This window comes from Streptomyces sp. NPDC058295, from assembly GCF_042880655.1.
Taxonomy (GTDB): Bacteria; Actinomycetota; Actinomycetes; order Streptomycetales; family Streptomycetaceae; genus Streptomyces; species Streptomyces coriariae.
The window spans coordinates 171,708-185,072 of record NZ_JBHVYO010000006.1; the positions used below are offsets into that span (position 1 = coordinate 171,708).

The 13,365-nt window shown below is 73.5% G+C and carries 9 protein-coding genes; 1 reads left to right on the top strand and 8 read right to left on the bottom strand.

Annotated features, from left to right (window positions below; translation table 11 throughout):
* Positions 1 to 80 precede the first annotated feature (80 nt).
* The 8 genes from ACFVYS_RS08930 to ACFVYS_RS08965 form a co-directional block, all read right to left on the bottom strand.
* Complete coding sequence (locus tag ACFVYS_RS08930; protein ID WP_389500182.1) at positions 81 to 1,928, bottom strand: acetyl/propionyl/methylcrotonyl-CoA carboxylase subunit alpha; 1,848 nt, start codon at positions 1,926 to 1,928, stop codon at positions 81 to 83.
* A 5-nt stretch (positions 1,929 to 1,933) separates the two neighbouring features.
* The gene (locus ACFVYS_RS08935) at positions 1,934 to 3,541 is read right to left on the bottom strand and encodes an acyl-CoA carboxylase subunit beta (protein ID WP_389500183.1); all 1,608 of its coding nucleotides are present in this window, start codon (positions 3,539 to 3,541) and stop codon (positions 1,934 to 1,936) included.
* On the bottom strand, positions 3,538 to 5,226 hold the full coding sequence (locus ACFVYS_RS08940) for an acyclic terpene utilization AtuA family protein (protein ID WP_389500185.1): 1,689 nt from the start codon (positions 5,224 to 5,226) through the stop codon (positions 3,538 to 3,540). Before ACFVYS_RS08940 ends, ACFVYS_RS08935 begins: the two co-directional genes overlap by 4 nt.
* On the bottom strand, positions 5,223 to 6,017 hold the full coding sequence (locus ACFVYS_RS08945; RefSeq protein ID WP_389500187.1) for a TIGR03084 family metal-binding protein: 795 nt from the start codon (positions 6,015 to 6,017) through the stop codon (positions 5,223 to 5,225). Before ACFVYS_RS08945 ends, ACFVYS_RS08940 begins: the two co-directional genes overlap by 4 nt.
* A 156-nt stretch (positions 6,018 to 6,173) precedes the next feature.
* On the bottom strand, positions 6,174 to 6,614 hold the full coding sequence (locus ACFVYS_RS08950; RefSeq protein WP_389500189.1) for a hypothetical protein: 441 nt from the start codon (positions 6,612 to 6,614) through the stop codon (positions 6,174 to 6,176).
* 84 nt (positions 6,615 to 6,698) lie between these two features.
* Complete coding sequence (locus ACFVYS_RS08955; RefSeq protein ID WP_389500191.1) at positions 6,699 to 7,658, bottom strand: DMT family transporter; 960 nt, start codon at positions 7,656 to 7,658, stop codon at positions 6,699 to 6,701.
* A 143-nt stretch (positions 7,659 to 7,801) separates the two neighbouring features.
* Entirely contained in the window at positions 7,802 to 8,926 is a 1,125-nt protein-coding gene (locus ACFVYS_RS08960; RefSeq protein ID WP_389500193.1) for a lipid II:glycine glycyltransferase FemX, read from the bottom strand.
* Between the two features lie 179 nt (positions 8,927 to 9,105).
* Complete coding sequence (locus tag ACFVYS_RS08965; protein ID WP_389500195.1) at positions 9,106 to 12,021, bottom strand: FAD-binding and (Fe-S)-binding domain-containing protein; 2,916 nt, start codon at positions 12,019 to 12,021, stop codon at positions 9,106 to 9,108.
* Positions 12,022 to 12,194: 173 nt separating this feature from the next.
* On the opposite strand from ACFVYS_RS08965, the gene serC reads away from it, so the two are divergent.
* Positions 12,195 to 13,313, top strand: coding sequence for a phosphoserine transaminase (serC, locus tag ACFVYS_RS08970; protein WP_389500197.1), 1,119 nt, complete (start codon positions 12,195 to 12,197; stop codon positions 13,311 to 13,313).
* Positions 13,314 to 13,365: the final 52 nt, after the last annotated feature.

Sequence of the window (13,365 nt, forward strand, 5' to 3'; positions counted from 1 at the left end):
TGTGGCTCCTTCGTCTGCGGGTTCGTCATGGCCGGTCGCGCCCACGCGGCGGAGCCGCACGAGGTGGCGCCCCGCGGCCCCTAGGTCTGCTGCACCACTGCCAGCAGGGTGCCGACCCTCACCTGCTGTCCTGTCGTCACCGGCAGCGCCGTCACCGTGCCCTCCACCGGGGCCGCAATGACGTGCTGCATCTTCATCGCTTCGAGCCACAGCAGCGGTTCACCGGCCCGGACACTCGATCCGGTGACAAGACCGTCCGCGAGCTTGACGACCGTGCCGGGCATCGGCGCGAGCAGGGAGCCGGGGGCGTGCTGGGCCTCCGGGTCGGGGAAGCGGGGCAGCGCGGTGAGGGCGGCGTCGTTGACGTGCACGCGGTCGCCATAGCGGGCGACCTCGAAGCGGCGCCGTACGCCGTCGATCTCCAGGACGACCAGGCCGGGGTCGGCGTGCACCACCTGCACCCCCTCGGCCGTGAGGCCGGTCCGGGTGTGGTGGTAGCGGACCTCCGTCTCCTCGCCCGCCGCCGCGTAGCGCTTCGTCTGCGGCTGGGACGGCAGGTTGCGCCAGCCGCCCAGCGGCGAGCGGGTGCGCGCGTCCGCGAGGGCGGCGGCCAGCGGGGCGTACGGGTCGGGTTCCGCGACGGTGAGGTCGCCGAGATGCCGGTCGTAGAAGCCGGTGTCCATGCGGGCGGAGGTGAACTCCGCGTGGCGCAGCGAGCGGACCAGCAGGTCGCGGTTGGTGACGGGGCCGTGCAGGGCCGTGCGTTCCAGGGCGCCCGCGAGCTTGCGGATCGCCTCCGCGCGCGTGGGGGCGTGGGCGACGACCTTGGCGAGCATGGGGTCGTAGTGGACGCCGATGTCGTCGCCGTCGCCGAAGCCGGTGTCCAGGCGGACGCCCTCGGGGACGGTCAGACGGTGCAGGGTGCCGGTCTGCGGGGTCCAGTTGTTCGCCGGGTCCTCGGCGTAGAGCCGCGCCTCGACGGCGTGGCCACGCGCGCGTGGGGGCTCGGGATCCAGGGCGGCGCCCTCCGCGACCCGGATCTGCTCGGCCACCAGGTCGAGGCCGAAGACGGCCTCCGTGACGGGGTGTTCGACCTGGAGGCGGGTGTTCATCTCCAGGAACTGCGCGCGGCCGTCGGCGACCAGGAACTCGACGGTGCCGGCACCGACGTACGAGACGGCCCGCGCGGCACGCACGGCCAGCGCGCGCAGTTCCTCCGCCGTCCGCTCGGACAGGCCCGGCGCGGGCGCCTCCTCGATCACCTTCTGGTGGCGCCGCTGGAGGGAGCAGTCGCGGGTGCCGAGCGCCCACACCGTGCCGTGCGTGTCGGCGAGGATCTGCACCTCGACATGGCGGCCGTTCTCGACGTACGGCTCGACGAACACCTCGCCGTCGCCGAAGGCGCTCGCTGCCTCGGCCCGGGCGCCCTCCAGCGCGGCGCCCAGCTCCGCCAGGCGGCGCACGACGCGCATACCGCGCCCGCCGCCGCCCGCGGCCGCCTTCACCAGCACCGGCAGGTCGGCCTCCGTCACCTCGTCCGAGGCGAGCGGGGCGAGCCCCATGAGCTGCTTGGCGCGGGTCTTGGACGCCATCGCCTCGATCGCCTCGGGCGGTGGCCCGATCCAGACGAGGCCCGCGTCCAGGACGGCGCGCGCGAAGCCGGCGTTCTCGGAGAGGAAGCCGTAGCCGGGGTGCACGGCGTCCGCGCCGGCGCCGACGGCGGCCTTCACCACGAGGTCGGCACGCAGGTAGGTGTCCGCGGGCGCGCTGCCCGGAAGCCGTACGGCCGAGTCCGCCACGCGCGCGTGGAGGGCGCCCGCGTCGGCGTCCGAGTGCACGGCGACGGTGCGGATGCCCGCCTCGCGGCAGGTCCGGAAGACGCGGCAGGCGATCTCGCCGCGATTGGCCACCAGAACGGAAGTAATCATGAGCCTCACATCCGGAAGACGCCGAAGCCGCCCCGCGCGCCCTCGAAGGGCGCGGTGTGGACGGCCGACAGGCACAGGCCGAGAACGGTGCGGGTGTCGCGCGGGTCGATGACACCGTCGTCGTACAGCCGCCCGGACAGGAACATCGGCAGCGACTCGGACTCGATCTGCTGCTCCACCATGGCGCGCAGGGCGGCGTCCGCGTCGTCGTCGTAGGGCAGGCCCTTCGCGGCCGCCGACTGCCGGGCGACGATGGACAGGACCCCGGCGAGCTGCTGCGGGCCCATCACCGCCGACTTGGCGCTCGGCCAGGCGAAGAGGAACCGGGGGTCGTAGGCGCGCCCGCACATGCCGTAGTGGCCGGCCCCGTACGAGGCGCCCATGAGGACGGACAGGTGCGGGACCTTCGAGTTGGCGACCGCGTTGATCATCATCGCGCCGTGCTTGATGATGCCGCCCTGCTCGTACTCCCTGCCGACCATGTAGCCGGTGGTGTTGTGCAGGAAGAGGAGCGGGATGTCGCGCTGGTTGGCGAGCTGGATGAACTGGGCGGCCTTCTGGGACTCGGCGCTGAAGAGCACGCCCTGGGCGTTGGCCAGGATCCCGACCGGATAGCCGTGCAGGGTCGCCCAGCCGGTGACGAGGCTCGTCCCGTAGAGGGGCTTGAACTCGTCGAAGTCGGAGGCGTCGACGAGCCGTGCGATCACCTCGCGCGGGTCGAAGGGGGTGCGGAGATCCCCGGGGACGATGCCCAGGAGTTCGTCCTCGTCGTACTTGGGAGGGACGGCCAGGCCCGGGTCCGGGTACGCCTTGCGGTGGTTGAGGCGGGCCACCACGCGGCGTGCCTGCCGCAGCGCGTCCCGCTCGTCGACGGCGAAGTGGTCGGCGAGTCCGGACACGCGCGCGTGCATCTCCGCGCCGCCCAGCGACTCGTCGTCGCTCTCCTCGCCGGTCGCCATCTTCACCAGGGGCGGCCCGCCGAGGAACACCTTCGCGCGTTCCTTGACCATGATGGCGTGGTCGCTCATGCCGGGGATGTACGCGCCGCCCGCGGTCGAGTTCCCGAAGACGACGGCGACGGTCGGGATCCCGGCGGCGGAGAGCCGGGTCAGGTCGCGGAAGACGGCCCCGCCCGGGATGAAGATCTCCTTCTGCGACGGCAGGTCGGCCCCGCCCGACTCCACCAGGCTGATGCAGGGCAGTCGGTTGGCGAGGGCGATGTCGTTGGCGCGCAGGGCCTTCTTCAGGGACCAGGGGTTGCTGGCGCCCCCGCGCACGGTCGGGTCGTTGGCGGTGATCACGCACTCCACGCCCTCGACGACCCCGATGCCGGTGACGAGGGAGGCGCCCACGGCGTACTCGGGGGAGGCGCTGCCCCAGGCGGCCAGCGGCGACAGTTCCAGGAACGGCGTGTCGGGGTCGAGGAGCAGCTCGATGCGCTCGCGGGCGAGGAGCTTGCCGCGCGCGCGGTGCCGGGCGACGTACTTCTCCCCTCCCCCCGCCAGCGCCTTCGCGTGCTCGGTGTCGAGGTCGGCGAGCTTGGCGAGCATGGCCTCGCGGTGCGCGCGGTAGTCGGGGCCCTGGGTGTCCAGGGCGGACGTGAGAGCCGTCACAGGAGGGCCTCCGGGATGTCCAGGTGTCGGGAGCGCAGCCATTCGCCGAGTGCCTTGGCCTGCGGGTCGAAGCGGTGCTGGGCGGCGACCCCGGCGCCGAGGACGCCCTCGACGACGAAGTTGAGTGCGCGCAGCCGGGGCAGCGGGTGACGGGTGACGGTCAGCTCGCGGCTCTCGGGGATGAGCTGCCGGAACCTGTCGGCCGTGAGTGCGTGGGCGAGCCAGCGCCAGGCCTCGTCCGTGCGGGCCCACACCCCCACGTTGGCGTTGCCGCCCTTGTCGCCGCTGCGGGCGCCGGCCACGAGCCCGAGGGGCGCGCGCCGTACGGGGCCGGGGGGCGGCGGATCCGGCAGGTCCGGTTCCGGCACCTCCTCGAGTACGCGGGTGCCGGCGGCCGGGGGCGCGGCGACGGGCAGGCGGCGGCCGTCGTGGAGGACGGCGAGGTGCTCGACGTCCTCCTGCGGCACGTACGCGGCCTCGAACACCCCGTAGGGGGAGCCCTTCCCGGGCGGCGCGAGCACATGGAAGCCGGGATAGCAGGCCAGCGCCAGCTCCACGGCCGCTCCGCTCAACGCCCTTCCCACGGCGTCCTGTTCGGGGTCGCGCACGACGAGCCGCAGCAGTGCGCTCGCGGTCTCCTCGGTGTCGGCGTCGGCCCGGTCGGTGCGGACCAGCTCCCAACGCACCTCAGCTGGGCGTGACTTGAGGAACACCTGCGCCATCTGTTCCCGTACGAGTGCGGCCTTGGCCTCGATGTCCAGGCCGGTGAGCACGAAGACGACCTCGTTGCGGAAGCCGCCGATGCGGGTGCGGCCGACCTTGAGGGTCGGGGGCGGGGCTTCCCCGCGTACGCCGTGGATCCGTACCCGGTCCGGGCCGTCCTGGGTGAGCCGTACGGTGTCCAGCCGGGCGGTGACGTCGGGCCCGGCGTACCGGGCGCCCGTCGTCTCGTACAGCAGCTGCGCGGTCACCGTGCCGACGTCGACGAAGCCGCCGGTGCCGGGGTGCTTGGTGATGACGCAGCTGCCGTCCTCGTGGATCTCGGCGAGCGGGAAGCCGGGTCGCCGCAGGTCACGGCCGCCCTCGGCGAAGAAGGCGTAGTTGCCGCCGGTGGCCTGTGTCCCGCACTCCAGGACGTGTCCGGCGACGACGGCGCCCGCGAGCCGGTCGTACTCCCCGGGCCCCCAGCCGAAGTGGGCGGCGGCGGGGCCGGTGACGAGGGCCGCGTCGGTGACGCGCCCGGTGACGACGATTTCCGCGCCCTCGCGCAGACAGGCGGCGATGCCGGAGCCGCCGAGATAGGCATGGGCGGTGAGGCTGCCCGGGTACCGGGCGCCGAGGTCGTCGCCCTCGACGTGCGCGACGCGTACCGGGATGCCGAGCCGGTCGGCCAACTGCCGTACCGCGTCGGCGAGTCCGGCCGGGTTGAGGCCTCCGGCGTTGGTGACGACACGTACCCCGCGGTCGTGGGCGAGGCCGAGGGACTCCTCCAGTTGCCGGAGGAAGGTGCGGGCGTACCCGCCGGCGGGGTTCTTCAGCCGGTCGCGGCCGAGGATCAGCATGGTCAGCTCGGCGAGGTAGTCGCCGGTGACGACGTCGAGTTCGCCGCCGGTGAGCATGTCGCGCAGGGCGTCGAAGCGGTCGCCGTAGAAGCCGGACGCGTTGCCTATCCGCAGGACCGTCACCGGACGGCTCCCTTCGGCGCACGGCCGCCGCCGGGCGGCCCCGCGAAGGCCTGGGCGATGTCCAGCCAGCGGTCGGCGTCGGGGCCTTCGGCGCGCAGGGCGAGGTCGGCGCGGTGGGCGCGCTGGGTGACCAGGAGGCAGAAGTCGAGGGCGGAGCCGGTCACGCGGTCCGTGGCGTCCTCGGGACCGTACGTCCACAAATCGCCCGACGGGCCGCGCAGTTCGACGCGGAACTCCTCGAACGGCGTGGAGAGTCCGTGCACGCCGAAGGCGAAGTCCCGGGTGCGGACTCCGAGGCGGACGATGTGCCGGAGCCGGTCGGTGGGCGCGGGCGTCTCGCCCAGCGCGTCCGCCACGTCCCGGCCGTGGGCCCAGGTCTCCATGAGCCGGGCGGTGGCCATGGAGGCGGCCGACATGGGCGGGCCGTACCAGGGGAAACGCGCTCCCGCGGGCGCCTTGCGCAGGGCGTCCGCCAGGGCATCGCGGCCGGCCCGCCAGTCCGCGAGCAGCCGCTCGGGCGGCTTCGCGGCCCCCTCCCGCGCGCCGTTGTCGACGAAGTCCCCGGGCGCGGCGAGCGCCTTCTCGACCTCGCGGGCGAACGCGTCCTGGTCGGTCACGGCCAGCGCCGAGGAGTGGTCGGTCCAGGCGAGGTGCGCGATCTGGTGGGCGACGGTCCAGCCGGGGGCGGGGGTCGGGAGCGTCCACCGCTCGGGACTCAACTCGGCCACCAGCCGGTCGAGTTCGTCGCTTTCGGCACGGAGATCGTCGAGCACGGGCGTCGGGTCGGCCATGGGGTGGAGCATGGCAGCGGGGCAAGAAACAATCAAGCATGCTTGCATGAATTTCGGGCCGCCCGTGCCTGCCACACCGACAGAGCCCTGGTCACCCCAGGAGCGCCCCCGTCACTCCCGCCGCCCCGCCGTCCCGTCACCCCCGTCGTCCCCCGGTCAGACGGTGAACTCGCAGTAGAGGTGGTACCCCTCGGCTCGCGCCGGGACGGCCAGCGCCGCCAGCTGCGTCAGGAACCCGAAGAGGCCCTCCGGATGCCCGCCGGGCGCGAACTCCTCGATGCACGACCAGGACTCAGCGGTCCGGCGGAACCGGTCGGGAGTCGCCGTCGCGACGGCGTCCCGCAGCTCGTCGGCGACGGTCACCAGCAGCCGGTCAGCCTCCTCCTCGGTGAGGAGTTGGCAGAATCGGGGCAGTCGGACGACCTCGTCGTAGGGCAGCCCCGTAAGGAGGCTCTGCCCCTTGCCCAGCACGACATAGGGGTCGATGCCCTTGACGGAGAGGGGCGACAGGGGGCGCACCTCCAAGTCCCGCCGGTCGAAATCAGCGATCGCCAGGCGATCGTCCGGGGCGCTGAAGTAGTCGTAGAAGGTGCTCATGGGCGCATGCTGCCACCGCCCGCCGACAGCCCCCACCAGGCCGCCGTCAAACCGCCGCCAAGCCTCTCTCGCGGCGCGCCCCGCTCAGGCCTCCGGTACCGCCGCCTTCGGCCGCCCCACCTGTGTCCGTACCGCGCCCATGCTCGCCGCGACGACGAGGGCGATCGCGGCCGCCTGGATCGTGGTCAGGGCCTGGTCGAGGATGAGGAAGCCCGCGGTGGCGGCGACGGCCGGTTCCAGACTCATCAGGATCGCGAAGGTGGAGGCGGGCATCCGGCGCAGGGCGAGGAGTTCGAGGGTGTAGGGCAGGACCGAGGAGAGCAGGGCCACCGCCGCCCCCAGCCCCAGCGTCACCGGGTCGGCCAGCTTGCTGCCCGACTCGACGAGGCCCAGCGGGAGGAAGAGCAGGGCGCCCACCGCCATCGCCAGCGCCAGGCCGTCCGCCTGCGGGAAACGGCGGCCGGTGCGGGCGCTGAAGACGATGTACGCCGCCCACATCGCCCCCGCCCCCAGCGCGAAGGCGACACCCACCAGGTCGAGGCCGCCGCCCAGCCCTCCGCCGTCCCCGCCGCCCCCGCTGAGCAGGAAGACGCCCACGAGGGCCAGGCCGGCCCAGACCAGGTTCAGCGCGCGGCGCGAGACCACGACCGACAGCGCGAGGGGGCCGAGGACCTCCAGCGTCACCGCCGCGCCCAGCGGGATGCGGTCCACCGCCTGATAGAAGAGGCCGTTCATCGCGGCCATCGTGACGCCGAAGACGACGACCGTGCCCCAGTCGGTGCGGGAGTGGCCGCGCAGCCGGGGCCGGCAGATGACCAGCAGGACCACCGCCGCCACCAGCAGCCGCAGCGCCACCACGCCCAGGGCGCCCGCCCTCGGCATCAGCGTCACCGCCAGCGCGCCGCCGAACTGCACCGAGATGCCTCCGGCGAGCACGAGTCCGACCGGGCCGAGGGCGCCCAGCCGGCCCGGGGCCCCGGGGGCACCGGTCGTTGTGGCGGTGGGGGCGAACTGGGGGGTGGCGGCGGTGTCGGGGGCAGTCACGGGCGGTCCTGGGGTCGACTCGAGGTGTGTACATCACGCTGCACTGTCGAGTCCAGGGTAGTGGACTTGGTCAGGCGTGTGAACCCGTTATGCCACTGTCTCGGGCCGTGAGACGTCGGCCGCCCTCGACGCTGAGCAGGCGGCTATCTGCGCGCCATGTAGAAGTCCAGGGCCCGGTGCAGCAGCTTGTTGAGCGGGAAGTCCCACTCCCCCAGGTACTCCACGGCCTGTCCGCCCGTGCCCACCTTGAAGCGGAGCAGGCCGAGCAGATGGTTGGACTCCTCCAGGGTGTCGGTGATCCCCCTCAGGTCGTAGACGGCGGCGCCCAGTTCATGGGCGTCGGCCATCATGCGCCACTGCATGGCGTTGTTCGGCTGGACCTCGCGCCTGCGGCCGGTGGAGGCGCCGTAGGAGTACCAGACGTGCTCGCCGACGGTCAGCATGGTCGCGGCGGCGAGGACCTCCCCGTCGTGGTGGGCGAGGTAGAGCCGCATACGGTCGGGGTGTTCGGCGTTCAGCGCGCTCCACATACGCTGGAAGTAGGACAGGGGGCGCGGGATGAAGCGGTCGCGTTCGGCGGTCTCGGTGTACAGCCCGTAGAACGCCGGCAGGTCCTCCGCCCCGCCCCGGACGACCTTCACGCCCGCCTTCTCGGCCTTCTTGATGTTGCGCCGCCACTGCTGGTTGAGGCCGCTGTGGACGTCCTCCAGCGTGCGCCCGGCGAACGGGACCTGGAAGACGTAGCGGGGCTGACCGGCCGCGAAGCCGTCCTCGCCGCCCGGCTCCTTCTGCTGCCAGCCGGCGCGGCGCAGCCGGTCGGCGACCTCGAAGGCGCGCGGCTCGGACGAGCTCGCCTCGGCGTCGCGCAGCCGGTGGGCGCCCGGGTCGGCGATGGCCGCCTTGACCGCGTCGGCGCTCCAGCGCCGTACGACGACGGGCGGGCCCATCTTCACCGAGAACGCCCCCTGCGCCTTCAGCCACGCGAGCATCGGCTCCAGCCAGCGCTCGACCAGATCCGGCGCGTGCCAGTCGACGAGCGGCCCCTCGGGCAGATACGCCAGGTACTTCCGCAGCCTCGGCAACGGCCGGAACAGCACCAGCCCCACCCCCACGAGCGCACCCGTCCCGTCGGTCCAGCCCAGGCTCTCCGCCCGCCAGTCCGGCTTCACGTCACCCCACGAAGGGAGCTGCATATGACTGGCGGAGGGGCGGGCCGCGACGAACGCCAGGTGCTCGTCACGGGTGATGAACTGGACGCGCAGGCTCATACGCGGGACTCCTTCGAACGAATGTTCGCATCGCCCGTTCGCATCGCCGGACGACCGTCCCGGTCAGCGTAGGAGTCGGCGCCTCCCGTCCGGGGCTCAGCCACGCCCGCCACCGCCCGAGCGGGCCGCCTCCCCTCGGAAATCCCGCGGCGCTCCCTCAGCACCCGTTCGGGCTCCCCTCAGTGCCCCCGTCCGTCGTCCCGCAGGTGCTCTGCCAGTACCTCCGCGAGGTGCCTCCCCGGGGTCCCCACCAGTTGCTCCAGTTGGGTGCGGCAGGAGAAGCCGTCCGCCAGGACCACCGCTCCCTCGGGGGCGTCCCGCACGGCCGGCAGGAGCTGTTCCTGCGCGCACGCCGCCGACACCTCGAAGTGGCCCTTCTCCAAGCCGAAGTTGCCTGCGAGGCCGCAGCACCCGCCGCTCAGGTCACCGGTGAGACCCGCGGCCTCGCGCAGCCGCCGCTCGGCCGCGTCGCCCAGGACCGCGTGCTGGTGGCAGTGGGTCTGACCGACCGCCGGGCGGTCCAGACGGGGCGGGGTCCAGTCGGGCGCGTGCCGCTCCAGGGCCTCCGCGAAGGTGAGGACGCGGGCGGCGAGACGGGCCGCACGCGGGTCGTCGTGCAGCAGCTCGGGCAGGTCGGTGCGCAGGGCGGCCGCGCAGCTCGGCTCCAGGACGACGACCGGCGCGGCCGTCTCCAGCACCGGCTCCATCAGGTCGAGCGTGCGGCGCAGCACCACGCGCGCGTGGTCGAGCTGGCCGGTGGAGACGTACGTCAGCCCGCAGCAGACCCGGCCCCGGCGGGCGGTCAGCAGCGCGGCCGCGCTCCTCGACCGGCCGTCGCCCACCGGCCGGCCCCGCATCCGCAGGGTCGGCGGCAGCGCCACCCGCAGCCCCGCCGCCTCCAGGACCCGTACGGCCGCCCGGCCCACGGACGGCGAGAGGTGCTCGGTGAAGGTGTCGGGCCACAGGACGACGAGGTCACCGCCCTGCCCCGGCCCAGGGACGGGAACGGGCTCCCTGCGCCGCCACCACCCGCTGAACGTCTCCCGTGCCAGCCGCGGGATGTCCCGCTCGGCCGCGATCCCGCCCAGCCGCTTGGCGACGCCCGCCAGCGGGCCGACCGAGGCGAGCGCGTTGAGCGGGGCGGCCGCCCGCAGCCGGCTCGCCCACCGCAGCCACACCGGCAGCCGCCCCATGCTGTAGTGGGCGGCCGGACGCCGGCGACCCTCGTAGTGGTGATGCAGGAACTCCGCCTTGTAGGTGGCCATGTCGACCTCGACGGGGCAGTCGGAGCGGCAGCCCTTGCAGGACAGGCACAGGTCGAGCGCGTCCCGTACCTCCGTGGAGCGCCAGCCGTCGGTCACCAGCTCCCCGGCCAGCATCTCGTGCAGCAGCCGGGCACGCCCGCGCGTGGAGTGCTCCTCCCGGCCCGTGGCCCGGAACGACGGGCACATCACCCCCGAGCCCGCGCCCGCTCCCGGTACCGCCCCCGGCGCGGTCGTCGTACGGCACTTCGCGACGCCGACGCACCGGCGCACCGCCGCCGAGAAGTCACCGCCGTCGGACGGGTAGCCGAAGGCCACGTCGACCGGCTCGCGCGGGAGCACGGCGAAGCGCAGGTTGCCGTCGAGGGGCGCGGGGCGCACCAGCATCCCCGGGTTGAGGAGGTCGTCCGGGTCCCAGACCGCCTTGGCCCGCTCGAACAGGGCCACCATGTCCGGCCCGTACATCTTCGGCAGCAGCTCGGCCCGGGCCTGTCCGTCACCGTGTTCGCCGGAGAGGGAGCCGCCGTGGGACACGACCAGTTCGGCCAGTTCCTCGGAGAACCGGCGGAAGCGGGCGATCCCCGCCGCCGTCAGCAGGTCGAAGTCAATACGGACGTGGATGCAGCCGTCCCCGAAGTGCCCGTACGGCGTGCCGCGCAGGCCGTGGTCGGTGAGCAGCACCCGGAAGTCCCTCAGGTACGCGCCGAGCCGGGCCGGCGGCACCGCGCAGTCCTCCCAGCCGGGCCAGGCCTCCGTGCCGTCCGGCATACGGGTCGCCGTCCCGCTCGCGTCCTCGCGGATCCGCCACAGCGCCCGCTGCCCGGCGGGGTCCCGCACGATCCGCGCGTCCAGGACGTCCGCCGCGCGCACGACGGCCTCCGCACGCGCGCGTGCCTCGTCCTGCGACTCGCCGCCCGTCTCCACGAACAGCCAGGCCCGGCCCCGCGGCAGCCCGGCCGACGCGGCCGGCGGCACCAGGTCGGCCGCCATCCCCTCCACCGTCAGCGGCCCGAACGGCAGCAGCCCGGCGGCGGCCTCGGCGGCGGCGCCCTCGTCGGCGTACCCGAGCACGGCGAGCACGCGCGCGCGTGGAGCCTCGACGAGCCGTACAACGGCCTCCGTGAGCACGCCCAGGGTGCCTTCGCTGCCGCAGAAGGAACGGGCGACGTCGGCGCCGTTCTCCGGCAGGAGTGCGTCCAGCGCGTACCCCGAGATACGGCGGGGCAGCTCGGGGAAGCCGGTCCGCAGCCGGGCGAGTTCCCCGTCCACCAGTGCGCGCAGGCCGTCCGGCGCCCCCGCCCACCCCTGCCCCAGCCGCAGCCGCCCCCCGCGCGCGGTGACGACCTCCAGCTCGCGGACACCGTCGGCCGTCGTGCCCCACGCCACCGAGTGGGAGCCGCACGAGTTGTTGCCGATCATCCCGCCGAGCGTGCAGCGGCTGTGGGTGGAGGGGTCGGGACCGAAGCGCAGGCCGTGCGGGGCGGCGGCCTCCTGGAGCCGGTCGAGAACCAACCCCGGCTGCACGACGGCCGTCCGCACCTCCGCATCCAGGGTGACCAACCGGTTCATGTGGCGGGTGAAGTCCAGCACCACGCCGGTGCCGGTGGCCTGCCCGGCGATGGACGTACCCCCGCCGCGCGCGACGACCGGGACCCCGGCCGCCCGGCAGACCTCCAGCACGGCGGCCACGTCGTCACCGTCCCGGGGCGCGACCACACCCAGGGGGACGCGGCGGTAGTTCGACGCGTCCATGGTCATGAGCGCCCGGGAGGTGACGTCGAAGCGGACGTCACCCCGGACGGCCTTGCGCAGCTCGGCCTCAAGATCCGTCATGACTTCAGCAAACCAGCATGCGTCCGCCCCTACAGCCCGTCCGGCGTTCGAGGACGAGGCCGTCCAGGCCGAACGGGGGTTCGGGGCACAGCCTCCGGCAGCACAAAAGAAACCCGTCTCACCCGACGGACCAGGTTTCACCCAGGTTTCCCCCACCGGCTAACCTCGCTTCCGTGGCTGAGATCCGGATTCCTGCTGACATCAAGCCCGCCGACGGTCGTTTCGGCGCGGGCCCCTCCAAGGTGCGGGTCGAGGCGCTGGACGCCCTGGCCGCCACCGGTACGTCCCTCCTCGGCACCTCCCACCGCCAGGCCCCGGTCAAGAACCTGGTCGGCCAGGTGCGCGAGGGCATCTCCGAGCTGTTCTCCCTGCCCGAGGGATACGAGGTCGTCCTCGGCAACGGCGGCTCGACCGCGTTCTGGGACATCGCGACCCACGGCCTGATCGAGAACAAGTCGCAGCACCTCACGTTCGGCGAGTTCTCGTCCAAGTTCGCGAAGGCCGCCAAGCTGGCCCCGTGGCTGGCCGAGCCGACCGTCGTCTCCGCCGACCCGGGCACGCACCCCGAGCCCGCGGCCGAGGCGGGTGTCGACGTCTACGCCTTCACCCACAACGAGACCTCCACCGGTGTCGCCGCCCCGATCAAGCGCGTACCGGGCGCCGACGAGGGCTCCCTCGTCCTGGTGGACGCCACGTCCGGCGCCGGCGGCCTCCCGGTCGACATCGCCGAGACGGACGTCTACTACTTCGCCCCGCAGAAGTCCTTCGCCTCCGACGGCGGCCTGTGGATCGGCGTGTTCTCCCCGGCCGCGATCGAGCGCGCCGAGCGGATCCACGCGTCCGGCCGGCACATCCCCGAGTTCTTCAGCCTGCCGACGGCGATCGACAACTCCCGCAAGAACCAGACGTACAACACCCCGGCCCTCGCCACCCTCTTCCTGCTGAACCAGCAGCTGGAGTGGATCAACGGCCAGGGCGGCCTGGACTGGTCGGTGCGCCGCACCGCCACCTCCGCGCGCACGCTGTACGGCTGGGCCGAGGACGTGAAGTACGCCAACCCGTTCGTCACCGACCCGGCCAAGCGCTCCCAGGTCATCGGCACGATCGACTTCTCCGACGACGTGGACGCGGCCGCCGTCGCCAAGGTGCTGCGCGCCAACGGCATCGTCGACACCGAGCCCTACCGCAAGCTCGGCCGCAACCAGCTGCGGGTCGCGATGTTCCCGGCGGTCGACCCGGCCGACGTCGAGGCGCTCACCAAGAGCATCGACTACGTGATCGAGAAGCTCTGACCGCTTCGGTACCGCATGAGTACCTCTCAGGTATGAGGACGAAGGGCGCCCG

Coding starts and splice junctions, on each gene's coding strand:
- ACFVYS_RS08945 (WP_389500187.1), bottom strand. CDS start 6,017: ATGGCCGACCCGACGCCCGTGCTCGACGATCTCCGTGCCGAAAGCGAC.
- ACFVYS_RS08960 (WP_389500193.1), bottom strand. CDS start 8,926: ATGAGCCTGCGCGTCCAGTTCATCACCCGTGACGAGCACCTGGCGTTC.
- ACFVYS_RS08950 (WP_389500189.1), bottom strand. CDS start 6,614: ATGAGCACCTTCTACGACTACTTCAGCGCCCCGGACGATCGCCTGGCG.
- ACFVYS_RS08930 (WP_389500182.1), bottom strand. CDS start 1,928: ATGATTACTTCCGTTCTGGTGGCCAATCGCGGCGAGATCGCCTGCCGC.
- ACFVYS_RS08965 (WP_389500195.1), bottom strand. CDS start 12,021: ATGACGGATCTTGAGGCCGAGCTGCGCAAGGCCGTCCGGGGTGACGTC.